Source organism: Allobranchiibius sp. GilTou73, assembly GCF_021391335.1.
Taxonomy (GTDB): Bacteria; Actinomycetota; Actinomycetes; order Actinomycetales; family Dermatophilaceae; genus Allobranchiibius; species Allobranchiibius huperziae.
Genome location: NZ_CP090051.1, coordinates 3,299,602 through 3,317,221, shown reverse-complemented (window position 1 = coordinate 3,317,221; position 17,620 = coordinate 3,299,602). Strand labels below are relative to the sequence as shown.

Sequence of the window (17,620 nt, the reverse complement as noted above, 5' to 3'; positions counted from 1 at the left end):
ATCAGCCATCCGCCGACGCCGGCGGCGACGAAGGGGCCCCAGGCGAGGAGCTGCATGCCGAGACCGACCACGAAGCCGGTGGCGAGCTCCTGCGGGAGGGCCCGGGGCCGCGGGAGCAGCAGGCGCAGGAGGAGTACGCCGGGCAGCAGGATCGACCAGCCGACCGCGGCGGCGAACCGCACGGTGTCCTGGACCGGGACGCCGGTCGCGGTCGCCAGGGCGCCGGATCCGAGCAGCGCGACGATCGCGGGACACCACGGCAGCCCCGCCCTGACGACGCGGGCAGGTCGTGGCCTCACGGGAGGAGGGCGTTTGCGACCCGCTCGCGGCCGGCACCGTCCACCAGGGCCTGGCCCCGCGTCGCGTACCCCTCACGGCGGGACGCGTCGGTGACGAGCTCGGCGAGAGTGGCGGTGGCCGCTGCGGCGTCGAACCTGCCGAGGTGGCCGAGGCCGGCGACGACGCCGCGGTCCAGGCCCTGGCGGTAGCCCGACTCCTGGTTGTCCACGACGCACACGACCGCCGCGGGGACGCCCATGCAGAGCAGCTCCCACACCGAGCTCCCCGACGCGCTGAGGACCAGGTCGGCATCGGCCACCAGCGCCCCGAAGTCCGGATCGGGCGCCACGACCTGGACGGTCTGCCCGGCCGCGGTCGGCATCGCGCGCACCGCGTCGACACTCTCGGGGCGGGCCGCCACGACGGTCACCTCCACGGGCTCGCCGGTCGCGAGCAGGGCGGGTACGACGACCGGTGCCGCCCCGAACGCGTCGGTGCCCCCGAAGACGGCGACCACGCGCACGGGTCGGCCCGGCGCCTGCGGGGTCGCTCGGCGACGGTCGCGCACGGTGTCCCTGAAGAGCGCGTAATCGATGCCCGCCAGCACGGTCGCGCGCGCGGGCAGGCCGGGGTGCGGCAGGGCCCCGAGGTTCTGGTCGACGTAGACGTCGGCGTGCTGTCGCACCCCGAAGTCGTAGTCCACCAGCGTGAGAAGGCGCCGGGATGGCGCCGCGAGCGCGCTGCCGATGCCCGTGTCGAGGTGGTACCCGTCCAGGACCACTGCGTCGAGGCTGAGTGCGTCCGCCTCCCGCGCGCACCCGGAGGGGTCGCCGGGTGCCGGCACCACGGCGTACCCGTGCGCGGCCACCAGGGCCTGTAGCCAGCCGATGTCTCCCAGGTCGCCCCACAGCAGCACCTCGTGACCGCGGGCCGTCAGCTCCTCGCCCAGCGCGACGCACCGCATGGCATGGCCGACACCGAGCGTCGGGCCTGCGTCGCACCGCAGCGCGACGCGCGCGCCCCCGTGTCGCGACATGCCGTTGCCTGCTCCTTCGTCGTGCGGTCTCCCGGACCCGGAATGCTAGCCTCGTCGCTGGTCTGCGGCGGTCGCGGTCCGCATCGCGGTGCGGTACGCCGGTCGTGTCACGCCGACGCCCCCGTCCACCCTCGTCAGTGCAGCAGGAGTCGCCAGAGTGAGCATTCTTGAAGGTTCGTCCATCCTCGTCACCGGTGGCACCGGATCTTTCGGCAAGGCGTTCATCACCCGGCTGCTGGCCGACGTCGGCCCCAAGCGCGTGGTCATCTACTCCCGCGACGAGCTCAAGCAGTGGGAAGCGCGTCAGCTGTTCGGTGACGACCCGCGGCTGCGCTGGTTCATCGGCGACGTCCGCGACCTGGACCGCCTCAAGCGCGCGATGCACCAGGTGGACTACGTGGTGCACGCCGCCGCGCTGAAGCAGGTCGACACGGGTGAGTACAACCCGTTCGAGTTCGTCAAGACCAACGTGCTCGGCAGCCAGAACGTCGTCGAGGCCGCCATCGACTCCGGTGTGCAGAAGGTCGTCGCGCTCTCGACGGACAAGGCCTCCAGCCCGATCAACCTCTACGGCGCGACGAAGCTGACCGCCGACAAGCTCTTCATCCTCGGCAACCACTACGCAGCGGCGTACCCCAGCCGGTTCGCCGTGGTGCGCTACGGCAACGTCACCGGCTCGCGCGGCTCGATCATCCCGAAGTTCCGTGCGCTGCACGCCGCGGGGGAGTCGCTGCCGATCACCGACCTGCGCTGCACGCGCTTCCTGATCACGCTGCCGGACGCCGTGCAGATGGTGCTCGACACCTTCGACATGATGCAGGGCGGCGAGCTGGTCGTGCCGCACATCCCCTCGCACATGGTCACCGACCTCGCCCAGGCCGTCGCGCCCGGCGCGAAGATGCACGACATCGGTCTGCGGCCCGGCGAGAAGCTGCACGAGGAGATGATCAGCCCCGAAGAGGGTCGTCGCGCGGTCATCGTGATGGACGGCAAGTACTACGTCCTCGAACCCGAGCTCGGCACCTGGGGCTACCAGCCGATCAAGGACGCCGTCCCCGTCCCCGAGGGCTTCCACTGCTCCTCGGACAAGAACGACCTGTGGTACTCCGCCGAGGACATCCGCAAGGTCCTCGAGTCGGGGATCTAGTGGTCGTCCCCTACGGACGCCAGTCGATCGACGAGTCGGACATCGAGGCCGTCGCGCAGGTGCTGCGCGGCGACTGGCTGACCACCGGTCCGGCCGTCACCCGGTTCGAGGACGACATCGCGCGCGTCGCGGGGGTGAGCGGGTCTGCCGTCGCGGTGAGCTCGGGCACGGCCGCGCTGCACACGGCGTACGCCGGGATCGGGGTCGGCGCCGGCGACGAGGTCGTCACCACGCCGCTGACCTTCCTGGCCACCGCCACCTGTGCGATCTGGCAGGGCGCCGACGTGGTCTTCGCGGACGTGTCGGAGGACACCGGCAACCTGGACCCCGAGGCCGCGCAGGCGGCGGTCACCGGGCGGACCAAGGTCATCGCCGGTGTCGACTTCGGCGGTCACCCCATCGACGCGCCCGCGCTGTCGAAGGTCGCGCATGACGCCGGTGCCCTGCTGCTGCAGGACGCCGCGCACAGCATCGGGGGAGCGCTGGACGGCGTACCGGTCGGTTCGATGTCGGACGTGACGACGTTCTCCTTCTTCCCCACCAAGAACCTCACCACGGCCGAGGGCGGGGCCGTGGTCGCGCTCGACCAGGACGTCACCGATCGCGCTCGCCGGTTCAAGGGCATCGGGATGGTGCGCGACGAGGCGCAGCTGCGGCACGGGTCGCCCGGCGGCTGGTACTACGAGATCTCCGACCTCGGCCTGAACTACCGACTGCCCGACGTCCTCGCCGCCCTCGGCTCCAATCAGCTGAAGCGGTTGCAGCAGTTCAAGACCCGTCGTCAGCAGATCGCGGACCGCTACAACGCGGGGCTGGCGGGCATCGAGGAGCTGCGGCTGCCCGGGCACCGCCCCGAGGCCGACCCGATGTGGCACCTCTACCCGCTGCGGATCCAGGACGGTCGCCGGCGCGAGCTCTTCGACCACCTGCGCTCCGAGGGCATCCTGGTGCAGGTCAACTACATCCCCGTGCACTGGCAGCCGTACTTCGAGGACCGCGGCTACCGGCGCGGCATGTGCCCGGTGGCCGAGACCTACTCCGAGCAGGAGCTCAGCCTGCCAATGTTCTCCGACCTGCGCGACGACGACGTCGACCGGGTCATCGAGCTGGTGCGCGGGTTCGTCGGCGTCTGAGGCTGCATGCACCACGCCAACGTCTTCTACGGGCACGCCCAGATCCTCGCCCGGTACTGCGGACTGGAGCATCCTCCGACCATCTGGGGATACCTGCAGCACGGCTGGAACACCCACGACGGGTTCGCGGTGGGCCACGAGTTCGTGCCCGGCTACCCGAAGTTCGTCTGGTCGCACTCGGTCGCGCGCCGCGGGCGCTCACTGGGAGAGCACGACTACGTCGTCATCGGCTCACCGTGGGCGTATCTGCTGCAGCAGCAGCGTAGTTCGAGCACCGTCGATCCTGACGCGCGCGGCACGATCGTCTATCCGTTCCACGGGTGGGAGGGGCAGCGCATCGTCGGCGACCACGCGGCGTACGCCGCCGAGATCCGCCGGGTCGAGGGCGAGGTGCCGCTGACCGCGTGCCTCTACTGGAACGACCACGAGAAGCCCGCCGTCCGGCGGGTCTACGAGGACGCGGGCTTCCGGGTCATCACCCACGGTCGGCGCGGCCACATGTACGTCGGCGGCGACGACGACTTCCTGGACCGGCAGCTGCTCGAGCTGCGCAGTCACCGGCGCGCCGTCAGCAACCGGATGGGGTCCGCCCTGCTCTACGCCGCGTCGCTCGGACTGTCGATCGGCGTGTACGGCGACCCGATGGTCCTCGACGGAGACCACGCGGTCCTCGGGGGGATGGAACGCCAGCAGCGGCTGTTCCCGGTGCTGCACCAGGCGCACGTCCCCGACCGCGACGCGCAGGACGTCGCCCGCTCCGAGCTCGGGCTCGAACTGACTCTGCCGCCTGCCGTGCTCGCGCACGTGTTGTCATGGGATAAATTCGCCTGACATGGACTCCAGCAACCACTGGTACGGGCACGCCCACATCTTCGCGGCGTACTGCGGCCTCGACGGGACCAATCCGCCTCGCATCAACGGGATCCTGCAGCACGGGTGGACCTTCGTGCACGGCTTCGGCTACGGGCACAACCCGCCGAAGGGTTTCGCGCGCTTCGTGTGGTCGGACGTCTGCCGGCGCCGCGGACAGGCCATCGGCTGGCGTGACTACGTCGTGACCGGCAGCCCCTTCCTCTACCTCGACGGCATGCTGGCGCCCGAGCCGGACGCGCCGGAGCCGGAGGGCACCATCTGGTACCCGTTCCACGGCACCGCCGACTACGAGGGGGTGACCGGCGATCACGACCGACTGATCGCGGAGATCAAGGAGACCGAGCCCGGCCCGGTCACCATGTGTCTGTACTACGTGGAGTACGAGCAGCCGCAGATCCGGGCCAAGTACGAGGACGCGGGCTTCCGCGTCATCTGTCACGGCAAGCGCGGCACGTTCTGGACCGGCGGCAACCACGACTTCCTGCACCGTCAGCTGCGGGAGCTGCGCCGGCACACCAGGGTGGCCTCCAACCGGCTGTCCACGGCGACGTTCTACGGCGCGGCGCTCGGCCTGGAGCCGGCCGTCTACGGCGACCCGATGGAGTTTATCGGGGTGAAGGACGGCTTCAACGGCGAGCAGCTGCTGGAGTGGACCTTCCACGACCTGCACGGCAAGCACACCGACGCCGCGGTGGCCCGCCAGATCGCGGACCGCGAGCTCGGACGGGACGCGATGATGTCGCCGGAGGAGCTGCGCGAGGTGTTCGGCTGGCAGGACGAATGGGCGTTGACCGAGGCGATCGAACAGGAAGTTGTGACCGCATGACCACCACGGCCATCCCCGCGGGGGGCACCAGCCGTCCGCACAACGTGCAGCTCGGCCCCGGGGCCATGCAGAACTGGTCCGATCTGGAGCACCACCCGGCCGGCGCCAGCGCGGCGCAGCGCGCAGTGGTGCAGGAGTTGGTGCGGCCCGGGCAGCGGGTCGCCGTGGTCGGACCGCACTCGCTCGACGTCATCACCGGCATCGCGTCGCAGGTGGCCCACCTCAGTGTCATCACCCGTTCCATCCCCGACGCGGTGACCATCGGCAACGCGCTGCTGGAGCATGAGTCGGTCGACGTGCAGTGCGCGAGTGCCGCGACCCTGCTGGAGCAGCCCGAGCCCTACGACCTGGTCGTGGCCCTCGACGACGTCACCCGCGTGTGGTCGCCGGAGAGCGAGCCGATGACGTGGGCGCAGGTCTACGACGCCGTACGCCGACTCGTCGCCCCCGGCGGCAGGTTGCTGCTCGGTGTGGAGAACGAGCTGGGTCTGCAGCGCATCACCAGCCTGCACTCGCGGTACACCAGCGACCACGACGAGGACTGGTCGGTCACGGCGACGTTCGACGCCAGCCGGCCGCGGTCCCTTCAGGCGTTGATCGGTGTGGCCGACGGCGACACGGGATCGGTGCAGGTGCTCGGTGCGCTGCCCATCTGGCAGGAGCAGACCGTGCTCGTCAGCGGAATCGACGAGCTGTCACCCGAGCTGACCACCCTGCTCGGCGCGCTCACCCTCGGGTCGCCGGCGTACCGACGCGTCGGAGCCGACCCGACCCGGATGACCCGCGCCGCGGTGTTGTCCGGCCGCCTTCCCCATCTGTGCTCGGGCTGGATCCTGATCACCGGGCCGACCCCGGTGCAGGCGTACGCCGGCGCGGGCATCCTCGCCGACGACGCGGCCGGCCGGGTCGCGACCTACACCGACGTCGACGGTCAGGTGCTGCGCCGCGTGCCGGGTGCCTCCGATGCCATCGTGCCGGTCAGTGCGAGTGCCGAATCACTGTCAGGCACAGCCCTCGACGCGTGCGCCGCGCAAGACGTCGCCGGGTTGCGCGCGCTGCTGGTGCGCTACCGGGCGTGGCTGGTCGCCAACGCCACGGACGGTGTGCTGTCGCGCGACGTGGCCGACACGCGGGTCGACAACGTCATGCTGGACGACGACGGTTTCCAGGCGCTCGCGCCGGCCGAGGACGACCGTCCGTTGGACGAGGCGACCTGGGCCGCGCTCGCCGACCTGGTGCTGGTCATCCGGGCGCGCGGCTCCCGTCACCCGTGGCCGGCCGCCACCGACGACACCACGATGCTCGCCACCCTGGGCGCGATGGTCGGTCTGCCGGCGGACGGCGTACCGGAAGGTCTCCTCAAAGCCGCGGACGAGACGGCCGGTCTGCCTGCACACGACGTGTCCGGTCTGCTGGCCGTGGTCGAGCGGCTCACCGAGACCAACGAGGCGCTGGCATCGCGTTCGCGCTGGTTCGAGGAGCGGCTCAACGTACGCGAGCGCGAGATGCGCGCGCGTGCCGAGCGGCACCGCAAGGAGCTGGAGCTCGCGGTCAAGCAGCAGCGCATCCTGCAGGATTCGGCCGAGGACCTGCGCCGCTCCATCACCTACCGGGCAGGCGCCGCGATCATCAACCCGATCCGCAAGTTCGGCGGCAACCTGCGTCCCTGACGCGACAGTCGCACTCACGCCGACCCCCTCATGGAGGCAGGGCGCCGCCGCGACGAGCGCCCGGTTCAGCGCATCCGGCGGTAGGCGCGGATGGCTCCGTCGGCCCGTTTGAGCGCGACCCGCGCGAGCTTCTTGGGATCCCGCAGGTCGGCCACCTGGCTCGCGCGGCGTGCGAGCCGGTAGGTGCGGCCCGCAGTGAGCGCCGCAGTCGCCGCGACAGCCTCGTCGCGTTTCTCGACCTCGTCCAGCAGGTCCCGTCGCAGCCCGCGGATCCGTGCCTCGCGCAGCTGCAGTGCGGTGTCGCGATTTGCGAGCACCCTTGTCGTGGTCTCGAGTTCAGAACGCATCGTCGCCACCAGATCCTGGTCGCGGTGTGCCCTCTCCAGCGTCGAGCGCAGATCCTCCGGCGCCGGGGGCAGCGGGGGCGCTTCTGCGTCGAGCACCGGCTCCGTCACCCCGGACATCCCGAGCCACAGCTCGACGAGCTGGTCGGTAGAAAGCGTGGCGGGCCAGGGGTTCTCATGCCCGGCCTCGCGCAACCGGTGCGCGAACCGGCGCCATGCGCGGTCGAGCAGAACGGCCGACGACGCGGACGACCCCTGCGTCGGTCGGTGGTCGAGGCTCAGGCCGGGCGCGAAGCCGTCGCCGACGGGATGGATCTGGTCGAAGTAGACCGACATCGTCGCGAAGGACGCCGCAGATTCGCGTATCCAGGATCCCAGTCGTGCAGCGAGCGATCGGAACTCCTCGGTCTGCGCGAGCGCGACCTGCTGCAGTAGCAGGTGTTCCACCGTGCTGGACGTCGGCAGCGTCGCAGGAAGATCACGGGTGTCGTGCCCGCCGGTGACCAGCCCGTCGGTCGACCGGTCGAGCCAGACGGCGTCGTCACCGGCGCGCAGGTAGGCGGACCTGCCACGCCCACCCACGACGGCGATCCAGCCCGCAGCCGCGGCGGAGAGCGAACCGGCCAGCGACAGACGGTGCACCAGTGCAGCGGTCGACAAGATCCGTTGGCCGTCGGCCTGATCCAGGGCGCGCTGCACGACCGACGTAATGACCGTGCCCGGTCCACCATCGGCGAGGGCGCGGACGGAGACCAGGGTGCGCAGGTCGCGCGGATCGCCGAAACCGCAGTGCACGCTCACGATCGGGAAACCCTCGGCGGCGAGAGAGGACTCCAGAGCGTGGACGGACGCCGGGCGGGAGTGATCGTGCCTGGCCGCCTCCAGCTCGCGCTCGGCCGCGTCCCGTGCGCTCGGCACGCTGAGCAGTTCATCGAGTCGAGCCGGGTTGCGGGCGCCGATCACGAGCGTCCCGCCCGGCCGCAGCTGCCCGCAGAGCAGACGCAGCGACTGCGACCAGGTCGTCGGGGTGCCGTCCAGGGCACCGGTGCGGTCGAGTCCGTCGACGGCGACGACCGCGTCGTACGACGCCCCTTCATCCGACGCGAACGCCGCGAGTGCGCCGGCCACGACCCGCACGTTGCCCGGCGCATCGGCGGCGATCCGGCCCGCGTCGTCGTGCGAGCGCACCAGCACCGTCACCGAGCGCCCCTGGGCCCACAGTGCGGGCAGCAGGGCAGAGTCGGTGGCTCCGACGACGAGAAGCGAATCAGACTGCGGGAGAACGTCGCTCAGGAGATCGAGCAGGACCGGCCCAGAGATGACCGGCTGGTCGTGTACGGCGCGCAGGGCGCCCTCGATGACATCAGTCACGGTGGTTCCAATCCAGGAGGGTGCGCAGTTCTTCGGGGGTCACCACGTGCGCGGCGCCCAGTTCGCGGTCGGCGTACTCCCGCCAGCCGGTGTCGTCCAGTGTCGCCATCCACCGTCCGAGGCCGGTCAGGACCGGGTCCTGCTCACCGACGGCGGGTCCCTCCAGCGCGACAGGGAATCGCGACGCCGCGGCGAAGAGCAGCTCCGCGCGGGGTGCGTTCGCGATGACCCGTTCGTGGCGTGCGAAGAGATCCCGCAGCCGGACCAGGTAGCGCGGTTTGTCCGTGCCCGGCTCGTCCTGCGTCGGCCCGAGCGGGACGATGTCGTGACCGAGGTCTGTATAGGCGGCCCGCAGCGCGGGGACGGCGTCGTCGGCCGGTGACAGACCGACGGTCGCCGATCCTGCGACGTGCTGCAGATGCACGGCGAGTCGGCGAGCGAGGTGCTGACCCTGGATGCCGTGGGTGGGGAGGAAGACGACGCCCCGGGGCGCCACGGGGGCAGGGGGATCCTCCTCGCGCAACTCCAGCTCCTCCGGGGTGCGGAACGAATCCCGTTCCAGAGTCTGCAGATACGTCCACGGCGCGCCGAGCGCGAACCCGGGAGTCTGGCCGGCGGCCATCCGCCGACGACGTGCTGCGTCGCTCCACACGAACACCGGCAGGCCGTCGTGCGCACTCGACGCCCGTCCTGTGAGATCCCATTCGGCCTGCACCTGCCCACGGATGCTCGGCGGACTCCACGGGTCGAGGTCGTCGTGCTCGGGGTCGGCGTAGACCGCGAGGATCTGCGCGTGGCCGAAGCGGTGATTGTCCGGGTGCATCAGCGCACCTGCGCGCGGACGGTCTCGGCGTTGGTGGTCAGCGTCAACAGTCGACCCGCGACCTGTAGTTCGTGCGGGAGCAGGCTCGCCGCGCCGGGCTCGCAGGCCACGGGGAAGTCGCCGCCCTCGATGTGCGCGAACAGCGTCCAGTCCGCGGCCGGTGCCCCGGGGACGACCGGTTCGTCCACGAGCGGGATCAGGAGCGCCGATTCACATGTAGCCGTGAATCCGCCTGCGGTAACCTCATATTCGCAGGCGACCTCGACGAAGTCGTCACTTCCCGGCAGATACCTGCGCCATGCCATCCCGCTGACCGGCACTCCCTGCCACACGACGCCGTGCACGACCACCTCGCCGTCGCGGGGCTGCACCAGGTACGCGGACGGGCGCGCCGGACCGTGAGTCAGACGCATCAGCCCGAACGGCGTGCGGGTGAGGCTCACCAGCTCGTCGGCCACCTCGACGGCCACGTTGCGCGCGTGATCCGGCCAGGACAACGGGACCGGCCCGATATCGGTGATGAGCTCGACCGATCGCACGGACGTCTGGGTGAACGGATCGTCGGCGTGGTCGCCCTCGAGCACCTGTGCTGCCGGGACCCGTACTGCGAACTCGGTGCGGCCATGGTGCTGGCGCAGCTCTGCCGGGAAGGACGCGGGCGGCAGCGGCCGGGCGCGGCCGATCTCCAGTGAGGCGACGGCGGAACGGTCCGGGATCGACCCCTCGATGACCAGGTCGGTGCCCTCGGCACGCACCTCGGTCACGGTCGTGGGCGCGTAGACGCGGAACACCGCGAGGACTCCGCCCTGCGACGCCGACGGTTGCAGGAGCGCATCCTCGCCCAGCCGGTGCGACGGCGCGTAGCGCGCGCTGCCGTCGTACAGGTTCTTCAGCATGCCGACCCGGTGGATCCCGCCGTTCGTCAGGTCGACCTCGAAGCGCAGCGGCCAGACCATGTCCGAGCGTTTCGCCAGGTGGGCGACGTCGACGCGGGTCTCGAACCCGACCTCGCTCACCCCGCCGCGCAGGTTGCGGGTGCGCCGCCGGGTCACCTCCAGCGGGTAGCGCGCCAGGCCGCACACCGCGCTCACCCCGAGCTCGTAGTCCGGCGCATCGGGGAAGTGCTCCAGCTCGACGCGACCCTGGATGACCAGATCGTCACCGTCCCAACGCAGATGCGTGACGGCGGTGGCCAGTTTCAGGGCAGTCAGGGGGTAGGAGTAGGTGCGCTCGGGCGCGGTGGAGCGGTCGTGGCCCGGGTAGGCCGCGGCGTACCGCCAGGGCGTGCGCCACGACCGGCGCAGCGGCACGCCGCCGACCAGTCCGCCGTCGTCGCGGAAGCGGGCGAGTTCGCGCAGCAGCGGGACATCCGAGGCGCGCAGCGCGTGGTACTGGATCTGGTCGATGCGTGGCCGGGAGGCGATGTCGAATCTCAGCCGGGAGGTGAGCCGGTGGCCGAGTTGCAGCAGCGCGTCGACGTCCTCGTCGGGCACCACGGCGAACGCCGCACACAGCGCGGCCAGGTCGATCCCGGCCAGATACCAGTGCAGGGTCTCCCGGATCTTGGGCGTGCCCTTGCGGTCGGCCAGGTCGAGGACCATCTCGGCCGAGATCACCCGGTCCAGCAGGTTGTCGTAACGGAACACCTGCTGGGTGATGGAGTCCCCGGATTCCCTTTCGCGCCAGTAGTACCCGTGCGCGGAGATGATGTCGACGGTGACGGCGTCCAGATGGGCGCCCAGCGTGACGGGGTAGTCCTCGTAGCGGATGGCCGGGAACTCATAGCCGTACTCGTCCCAGAAGCTGCGGCGGTAGACCTTGTTCCACACCATCCGGTCGCCGACCAGCCCCGGTCGGTCGAAGATGTCGGTGCCCGCAACGGTGTGCTTGCAGATCCCCCCGTGGGTCCAGCTCTGCCGCACTCCGGAGGTGCGGCTGAAGCGTCGCGCGTTGCTGAGCGCGAACGAGGAGCCGCTGCGCTCCAGCGAGGACACCATCAGCTCGAAACTGGAACGGCTCACCAGGTCGTCGCTGTCGATGAAGGTCAGGTAGCGCCCGGTCGCGTTCCGGGTGCCGGTGTTGCGCGCAGGTCCGAGGCCGGCGTTCTCCTGGGTGACGATCCGGAAGCGCTGATCGCGCTCGGCGTACTCGCGTGCCACCTCGACGCTGGCGTCGGGGGAGCCGTCGTCGACGAGGATGACCTCGATGTCCTGCAAGCGCTGCACCCGGATGGACTCCAGGCATGGCGCGATGTAGTTCTCGACGCCGTAGTAGGGGACGACGACCGACAGGAGCGGGCTGGACACCGGCGGTTAGATCAGGTCCAGCGAGAGCGCGGTGCCCCGGGCGACGTCGCTGGTGAAGGTGCGCCCCACGACGGAGTCGAAGTCGTCCGGCGGCAGACCGTTCGCCGGACGGATGGACCGCACATTGTCCGCCGTCACGGCCTCGCCGGCCTTCACGTCCTGGACCACGTAGAGGGAACGGCGGAAGCGCAGCCCCTCCTTCTCCTGCTGACGGGCGCCGATACGCGGCTGCCCCAGGCACTTCCACGCGATCTCGGTCTGGCTGACCAGTGCTGCCAGCTCGTCGGGCTCGGAGGAGAACGCCGAGTCGACGCCGCCTCCCTCGCGCGAGAGGGTCACGTGCTTCTCCACGACGACGGCGCCGAGCGCCACCGCGGCGATCGGCGCGCCGATGCCGATGGTGTGGTCGGAGTAGCCGACCAGGGTGCCGAAGGTGTCACGCATGACCGGGATGCCGCGCAGGTTGGACTCCGCCGGGTCCGCCGGGTAGTTCGCGGTGCACGCGAGCACGACGATCTGGTCGTTGCCCGTGCTGCGGGCGGCCTGGACGGCGGCGTAGATCTCCCCGACCGACGCCATGCCGGTGGAGATGATGATCGGCTTGCCCTTGCTGGCGGCCAGCCGGATCAGTGGCAGGTCGACGATCTCCGAGCTCGCGATCTTGTACGCCGGGGTGTCCAGCGACTCCAGCAGATCGATGGCGGTCGGGTCGAAGGGGGACGAGAAGACGGTCAGGCCGTGCTTGCGCGCCTCGGCGAAGATCGGCTCGTGCCACTCGAACGGGGTGTGGGCCTCGACGTACAGGTCCCACAGGGTGCGGCCGCCCCACAGCTCGTGCCCCTGCGACAGTCGGAAGTCGGGGGCGTCGGACTGGATGGTGATGGTCTCCGGCGTGTAGGTCTGCAACTTCAGCGCGTGCGCACCCGACGCGGCGACCATCCGGACGATGTCCAGGGCCTTGTCCAGGGAGCCGTCGTGGTTGCCGGACATCTCGGCGATGATGAACGGCGGCTGGTCGGGGCCGATCTCGAGGTCACCGATGCGAACGTTCGTCGCGGTCGTGCGGTCACTTGTCACGGTCATTGGGCTGCCTCCTGCGTCGGATGGTGTGCACGAGCACGCGTTCTCCATCGATGGTGTGCTCGGTCGCCGAGATCTCCTCGAAACCGTTGCGGGTGTTCATCCTGCGGACCGCCTCGTTGGCGTCCAGCACCTCGCCGTCGAGCTGCTCCAGACCCAGCTCGCCGAACGCGTAGCGCACCGCTTCGCGCTGGATCTGGATCCAGGCCGGGAGGAGCTCGCCGCGCGCTTCGAGTCCGGCGTTGTCCAGGTAGTAGCCCCACATGGCCCGGCGCTCCCCGGACTCCTGCTCGATGCCGAAGAACGTCACGACGCCGGACGGCGTGCCGCCGCGCTCGTACATCAGCACGATGCGGGAGGGGTCGTCCTGCAGTGCCGCCCAGTAGCGGTCGTGCTCCTGCGGGCTGATGACCCCACGCGTCAAGGACACGGATCGCACTGCGGGATGGTTGCGCCAGGTGCGCACGGATTCCTTGTCCACCTCGGTGGCAGGGCGCAGCATCGAGCCTCCGGCAGGGCTGGTCTAGGGCGGATCACGGGTGGCGGACGGATGTCTAGACTACATCGCCATGACCACCCTTCCCCGTGACCAGGTCCGCAGCATGATGGGCGAGGTCCTCGCCGCGCAGGGCAAGGAACTTCCCGCCGAGGACGGCGCGCTGCTGGAGACCATCGGCTTCCGCTCCCTGGATTTCTCCGAGTTGGCGCTGCGTGTCGAGGACGAGTTGGACGAGGAGCTGAACTTCGACGCTCCCGGTCTGCGGTCGATCGAGACGGTGGGGGACGTCCTCACCTTCATCGACCAGCTGCAGCAGGCGTGAGCGAGCGCCTGCCTGCCGGCGCGGACAACCGCGTCGTCTCCCGTGGGTACGTCGGCCGGTGGCGTGACATCGACGAGGCACCCGACCTGCCAGACGCGGCGGCCTTCCTGGTCGCCGACAACACCGAAGCGATCCGGGCCGTCTGGCAGCACGTGCTGCACGCGGAGCGCCGCGAGACGCTGGTGGCCGCGCGCTCGCGCATCGGCGCCGAGCAGGAGCAGGGGTTCCGCGAGTCCGGGCTGGCCGTCGTACGACCGCCGGACGTGCAGCCGGCACTGCTCGACCGACCGGCCGACCCCGGCCGCATCTGGCTGCTGACCAGCGGGTCCACGGGGCGGCCCAAGCAGGTCGCGCACACCCTGGACTCCCTCACCACCGTCGGCACCGATCAGCCGCCACGTACCTGGCTGTGCCCCTACGCGACCGGCGCGTACGCCTGGTGGCAGGTCGTCACCCTCTCGATCCAGGTGCCGGGTCAGGACGTGGTCTTCGTCGAACCGGACGAGATCGACGCGTGGCCCGCGCTCGCGGAGCAGCACGGCGTCACCGCCGCGTCCGGCACCCCGACGTTCTGGCGCCAGGCCATCTTCCGTGCGGTCGACACCCTCTCCAGGGTGCCGCTGCGACAAGTCACGCTCGGCGGCGAGCCCGTCGACCAGGCCATCCTCGACCAACTGCACGAGGTCTACCCGGACGCGCGCATCTCATGGATCTACGCCTCCTCCGAGGCGGGGGCGGCCATCGCGGTGCACGACGGGCAAGCCGGATTCCCGGCCGCTTGGCTCGACCGAGAGACCCCCGGCCGACCCCGGCTGAGCGTGCAGGACGGTGAGCTGATCATCGCCTCGGCCAAGGCCGCCGAGGGGATGGACGCACAGATCCACACCGGTGACCGCGCCGAGATCGTGGGTGACCGGGTCCTGATCACCGGCCGGATCGCCTCCGATGAGATCAACGTCGGCGGCTCCAAGGCCTCCGCGTCCGGCGTACGCGCCGTGCTGCTCGCGCACCCGGCAGTCGCCTGGGCGGCTGTGAAGGGCCGTCGCGCGCCCCTGGTCGGCAACGTCGTCACCGCGCAGGTCGTGCTCTCGGGCAGCGGCGACATCGTCACCGAGGCCCAGTTGTTGCAGTGGTGCAGCGCGCGGCTGCCGGACTATTCCGTGCCGCGCCGGTTGCGCGTGCTGCCCGAGATCCCGATCAAGGAGTCCCTGAAGTCCGATGTCTGATCACCCCACGAAGTTCTCTGCGCTTCACCCAACGAGGTTTCTCCTCCGCTTCGCTCCCCGAATACCTCGTCGGGGCCCGAAACTGCGCTCCGATACTTCGCGGGGACCCCGATCTTCCTGAAGGAGATTTCCAACTCCCATGTCTGAGAATTCGACCGCCATTCCCCGCGCCAGCTGTGTTTTGGTCTCCGGCGGCTCCCGCGGGCTCGGGCTCGCGCTCGTGCAGGACGCGCTCGATGCCGGTGCGAAGGTCGCTACCTTCGCCCGCACGATCACCCCGGAGCTGGAGAAGCTCGCTGCCGACCGCCCCGACGACGTGCACATCGGATCGGTCGACATCACCGACGAGAAGGCGGTGCGCACCTTCATCAAGGAGGCTGCGGCGCACCTCGGCCCGATCGACGCTCTGGTGAATAACGCTGCCATCGGCCAGGACTCGCTGCACGTGCACACCTCGCCCGAGCGCATCGCGGCCATCGTGGCGACGAACCTCACGGCCCCGCTGCTGGTGGTTCGCGCGTTCCTGCGGCACGCGATGGCGAAGTCCGGCCGCGGCCGCATCGTGATGGTGACCTCCGTCTGCGCGCAGCGTGGTTACTCCGGTCTGGTCACCTACTCCGCCACCAAGGGCGGGCTCGACTCGGCGATGCGAACCCTCGCCCGGGAGATGCACGGCCGCTTCCTGGTCAACTCGGTGGCGCCGGGCTTCTTCGCCTCCGAGATGTCCTCGGTGCTCGGCACCGAGCAGCTGTCCACGATCACCCGGCGCACGCCGACCGGTCGCCTGGTCGAGCCGGAGAACATCGCACCCGTCGTGCGCTCGCTGCTCTTCGACGACACCAACATCAACGGCCAGGTCCTGACCATCGACGGCGGCGGCAGCATCTGAGTCCGCTCGACCCGGCGGACTACGTTGCGGCGTACGCCGATCCGACGCATCTACGCCTCACGCCATCGCTGACGGCGGCGCGGGCGCTCGGTGGAGTGCGGTCCTACCTGCCCGACGGGCGCGGCGTCGTCTGGGTGGCGCCGGAGCTGCCGGGAATCGCCCGGGCCATCGACGCCGAACCCGCCGCGGCCGAGGTCTCTCGGCGGCTCGCGCGTCGCGCGGGCACCGAGGACCCCACGGTCGTCTGGCCACTGTGGACCCGCGCCGAGACGGTCGCGAAACTGCTCGACCTTCCGGTCCTGTCCTGGCTGGCGTGGCCGGGGCTCGAGATCCCCGCCCACCTGGTCTCCCGGGTAGCGCTGTGCACTGTGCTGCTGCCTGACGAGGTGACAGGTGGTGTCACGGTGTCCTGTGGCGCCACGATGGCGACCTGAGGCCTCAGCCGTCGGCGAGAGCACCCATCGGATCCCAGGCCGGGAGCACGATCGGCTCCTGCTCCAGAGCATCCTGCAGCTCCTGCGGCAGGCGACTCCTGTGCGCGGCGATCTCGAAGACGTACGGCGCGAACCACGAGTCGTTCATCGTGTAGAAGCCCTGGTCGGCCTTGCTGTCGCCCCAGGAGTTCTCCACCCGCCACTTGCGCGGCGTGTCGCCGTCCAGGTCGACCCCGGTCAACAGCATGGCGTGCGTCATGAGCGTGTCGTGGAACTCCAGCCGGCCGGCCTTGTCCAGCGCGAACGAGGTGTCGTAGACGCCGTCGTAGTCGAAGAGCCGGGCGTCCCAGATGCCCAGGTCGCGCGCCATCATCTTGCTCACGTCACAGCCGAACCACACCGGCTCGCCGTCGCGGATCGAGGCGGCCGCGATGCTCTTCAGCAGGTCGGGCTCGACGTTGAGGTAGCGCACCGGCACACCGCCGACGACGTTGCCGAGCTCGTCCACGGTGAAGGTCGCTCCGCGCGGGCTGCTCTCACGAGGGTCGTCGACGAGGCAGACGTAGTCGTCCAGGTCCTGCTCGACGTACCGGTCGCGGAACTCCTGCGGGGTGAGCACGCCGTCGCGGTGGAACTGCTTGTCGGTGTCCGTCCACTGCCACTCGACGGTCTCCGGCGGGGTGCCGAGGTGCATCGCGAGGATCCGGTACGCCGCGGACATGACCTGCGCGCGTACGCCGTCGATGTCCTTCTCCTTCGCCGCCCTCAGGTCGCGTGCGGCCTGGCGCAGCAGCGAGCGCAGCACGCCGTTCATCGCCCCGGTGTCAGAGGAGGAACGGGTCTCCGGCATCGCCGACTTCGGCACCAGGCCGTGCTTGTGCACCAGCGCCACGAACATGTTCCACTGGCCGCCGTCGCCCATGACCTCGTCGAGCACGAAGCCGAGGGTGCGGTCGTCGGACGGCCGGTCGCGCAGCCGGACCACCGAGTCCATGAAGTAGTTGCAGCGCTCGAGCTTGTCCCAGAAGAGCAGGTGGTTCTGGGAGAACTCGAAGTCCTTCAGTCCCATCCGGCGGGCGGCGCCGACGCGCAGCAGGTTGAGACCGGCGAAGAGCCAGCAGCGCCCGCTCTTCTCCTGGTTGGTGACCTTCCAGTCGTCCAGGCGGTGCGACATCGAGGTGTCGGTGCGGGTCACGATCGTGCGATCGAGCGCAACGTCGGCGAGCGCGGTGTTGGTGAGCGCGTTCTGCACGATGCGGTGGGTGGGGGAGGCGTCGAACTCCTTGCGCAGCAGGTCGACGTCGTCGGAGGTCAGGGCGGTAGTGGGCACATCACTCATCTATGCATCGTCGCACGCATCGG

General features: G+C 70.3%; 16 protein-coding genes. 9 read left to right on the top strand and 7 right to left on the bottom strand.

Annotated features, from left to right (window positions below; genetic code table 11):
* Nucleotides 1–295: 295 nt before the first annotated feature.
* Entirely contained in the window at nucleotides 296–1,315 is a 1,020-nt protein-coding gene (locus LVQ62_RS16335) for a PseG/SpsG family protein (protein ID WP_233763186.1), read from the bottom strand.
* A 157-nt stretch (nucleotides 1,316–1,472) separates the two neighbouring features.
* On the opposite strand from LVQ62_RS16335, the gene pseB reads away from it, so the two are divergent.
* Genes pseB through LVQ62_RS16310 form a run of 5 tightly spaced genes read left to right on the top strand, consistent with a single transcriptional unit; the run spans nucleotide 1,473 to nucleotide 6,964 of the window.
* Nucleotides 1,473–2,462 carry a UDP-N-acetylglucosamine 4,6-dehydratase (inverting) gene (gene pseB / locus LVQ62_RS16330; protein ID WP_179479505.1) on the top strand — a complete coding sequence of 330 codons (990 nt, stop codon included), beginning with the start codon at nucleotides 1,473–1,475 and terminating at the stop codon, nucleotides 2,460–2,462.
* A complete protein-coding gene (locus LVQ62_RS16325; protein WP_233763184.1) occupies nucleotides 2,462–3,595 on the top strand; it encodes a DegT/DnrJ/EryC1/StrS aminotransferase family protein in 1,134 nt (377 codons plus the stop codon). The genes pseB and LVQ62_RS16325 overlap by 1 nt, the downstream gene beginning before the upstream one ends.
* 6 nt (nucleotides 3,596–3,601) lie before the next feature.
* Nucleotides 3,602–4,426, top strand: coding sequence for a hypothetical protein (locus tag LVQ62_RS16320; RefSeq protein WP_233763183.1), 825 nt, complete (start codon nucleotides 3,602–3,604; stop codon nucleotides 4,424–4,426).
* A 1-nt stretch (nucleotide 4,427) separates the two neighbouring features.
* Nucleotides 4,428–5,294, top strand: a complete 867-nt coding sequence (locus LVQ62_RS16315; RefSeq protein ID WP_179479511.1) for a hypothetical protein — start codon at nucleotides 4,428–4,430, stop codon at nucleotides 5,292–5,294.
* Nucleotides 5,291–6,964: a hypothetical protein gene (locus LVQ62_RS16310; protein WP_233763181.1), complete on the top strand. Its 1,674-nt coding sequence runs from the start codon at nucleotides 5,291–5,293 to the stop codon at nucleotides 6,962–6,964. The genes LVQ62_RS16315 and LVQ62_RS16310 overlap by 4 nt, the downstream gene beginning before the upstream one ends.
* A gap of 65 nt (nucleotides 6,965–7,029) precedes the next feature.
* Here the strand turns inward: LVQ62_RS16310 and LVQ62_RS16305 are convergent, their stop codons facing one another.
* Genes LVQ62_RS16305 through LVQ62_RS16285 form a run of 5 tightly spaced genes read right to left on the bottom strand, consistent with a single transcriptional unit; the run spans nucleotide 7,030 to nucleotide 13,390 of the window.
* Nucleotides 7,030–8,679: a hypothetical protein gene (locus tag LVQ62_RS16305; protein ID WP_233763179.1), complete on the bottom strand. Its 1,650-nt coding sequence runs from the start codon at nucleotides 8,677–8,679 to the stop codon at nucleotides 7,030–7,032.
* Nucleotides 8,672–9,502, bottom strand: a complete 831-nt coding sequence (locus tag LVQ62_RS16300; RefSeq protein WP_233763177.1) for a hypothetical protein — start codon at nucleotides 9,500–9,502, stop codon at nucleotides 8,672–8,674. The genes LVQ62_RS16305 and LVQ62_RS16300 overlap by 8 nt, the downstream gene beginning before the upstream one ends.
* Nucleotides 9,502–11,808: a glycosyltransferase gene (locus tag LVQ62_RS16295; RefSeq protein WP_233763175.1), complete on the bottom strand. Its 2,307-nt coding sequence runs from the start codon at nucleotides 11,806–11,808 to the stop codon at nucleotides 9,502–9,504. Before LVQ62_RS16295 ends, LVQ62_RS16300 begins: the two co-directional genes overlap by 1 nt.
* A gap of 6 nt (nucleotides 11,809–11,814) precedes the next feature.
* Complete coding sequence (gene pseI / locus LVQ62_RS16290) at nucleotides 11,815–12,891, bottom strand: pseudaminic acid synthase (protein WP_233763173.1); 1,077 nt, start codon at nucleotides 12,889–12,891, stop codon at nucleotides 11,815–11,817.
* Complete coding sequence (locus LVQ62_RS16285) at nucleotides 12,875–13,390, bottom strand: GNAT family N-acetyltransferase (RefSeq protein ID WP_208051260.1); 516 nt, start codon at nucleotides 13,388–13,390, stop codon at nucleotides 12,875–12,877. The genes pseI and LVQ62_RS16285 overlap by 17 nt, the downstream gene beginning before the upstream one ends.
* 67 nt (nucleotides 13,391–13,457) lie before the next feature.
* Between LVQ62_RS16285 and LVQ62_RS16280 the strand changes: the two genes are divergently transcribed.
* The 4 genes from LVQ62_RS16280 to LVQ62_RS16265 all read left to right on the top strand — a co-directional run bounded on the left by LVQ62_RS16280 (nucleotide 13,458) and on the right by LVQ62_RS16265 (nucleotide 16,258).
* Nucleotides 13,458–13,709, top strand: a complete 252-nt coding sequence (locus LVQ62_RS16280; RefSeq protein WP_179479525.1) for an acyl carrier protein — start codon at nucleotides 13,458–13,460, stop codon at nucleotides 13,707–13,709.
* On the top strand, nucleotides 13,706–14,935 hold the full coding sequence (locus tag LVQ62_RS16275) for an AMP-binding protein (RefSeq protein WP_233763171.1): 1,230 nt from the start codon (nucleotides 13,706–13,708) through the stop codon (nucleotides 14,933–14,935). Before LVQ62_RS16280 ends, LVQ62_RS16275 begins: the two co-directional genes overlap by 4 nt.
* A gap of 139 nt (nucleotides 14,936–15,074) precedes the next feature.
* A complete protein-coding gene (locus tag LVQ62_RS16270) occupies nucleotides 15,075–15,824 on the top strand; it encodes an SDR family NAD(P)-dependent oxidoreductase (RefSeq protein ID WP_208051258.1) in 750 nt (249 codons plus the stop codon).
* 95 nt (nucleotides 15,825–15,919) lie between these two features.
* Entirely contained in the window at nucleotides 15,920–16,258 is a 339-nt protein-coding gene (locus LVQ62_RS16265; protein WP_233763170.1) for a hypothetical protein, read from the top strand.
* Nucleotides 16,259–16,262: 4 nt separating this feature from the next.
* Here LVQ62_RS16265 and LVQ62_RS16260 read toward each other — a convergent pair whose 3' ends face one another.
* Complete coding sequence (locus LVQ62_RS16260) at nucleotides 16,263–17,597, bottom strand: aminopeptidase C (protein WP_233763168.1); 1,335 nt, start codon at nucleotides 17,595–17,597, stop codon at nucleotides 16,263–16,265.
* Between the last annotated feature and the right edge of the window lie 23 nt (nucleotides 17,598–17,620).

Coding starts and splice junctions, on each gene's coding strand:
- LVQ62_RS16280 (WP_179479525.1), top strand. CDS start 13,458: ATGACCACCCTTCCCCGTGACCAGGTCCGCAGCATGATGGGCGAGGTC.
- LVQ62_RS16285 (WP_208051260.1), bottom strand. CDS start 13,390: ATGCTGCGCCCTGCCACCGAGGTGGACAAGGAATCCGTGCGCACCTGG.
- LVQ62_RS16315 (WP_179479511.1), top strand. CDS start 4,428: ATGGACTCCAGCAACCACTGGTACGGGCACGCCCACATCTTCGCGGCG.
- LVQ62_RS16310 (WP_233763181.1), top strand. CDS start 5,291: ATGACCACCACGGCCATCCCCGCGGGGGGCACCAGCCGTCCGCACAAC.
- pseI (WP_233763173.1), bottom strand. CDS start 12,891: ATGACCGTGACAAGTGACCGCACGACCGCGACGAACGTTCGCATCGGT.
- LVQ62_RS16270 (WP_208051258.1), top strand. CDS start 15,075: ATGTCTGAGAATTCGACCGCCATTCCCCGCGCCAGCTGTGTTTTGGTC.
- LVQ62_RS16300 (WP_233763177.1), bottom strand. CDS start 9,502: ATGCACCCGGACAATCACCGCTTCGGCCACGCGCAGATCCTCGCGGTC.
- LVQ62_RS16320 (WP_233763183.1), top strand. CDS start 3,602: ATGCACCACGCCAACGTCTTCTACGGGCACGCCCAGATCCTCGCCCGG.
- LVQ62_RS16335 (WP_233763186.1), bottom strand. CDS start 1,315: ATGTCGCGACACGGGGGCGCGCGCGTCGCGCTGCGGTGCGACGCAGGC.
- LVQ62_RS16260 (WP_233763168.1), bottom strand. CDS start 17,597: ATGAGTGATGTGCCCACTACCGCCCTGACCTCCGACGACGTCGACCTG.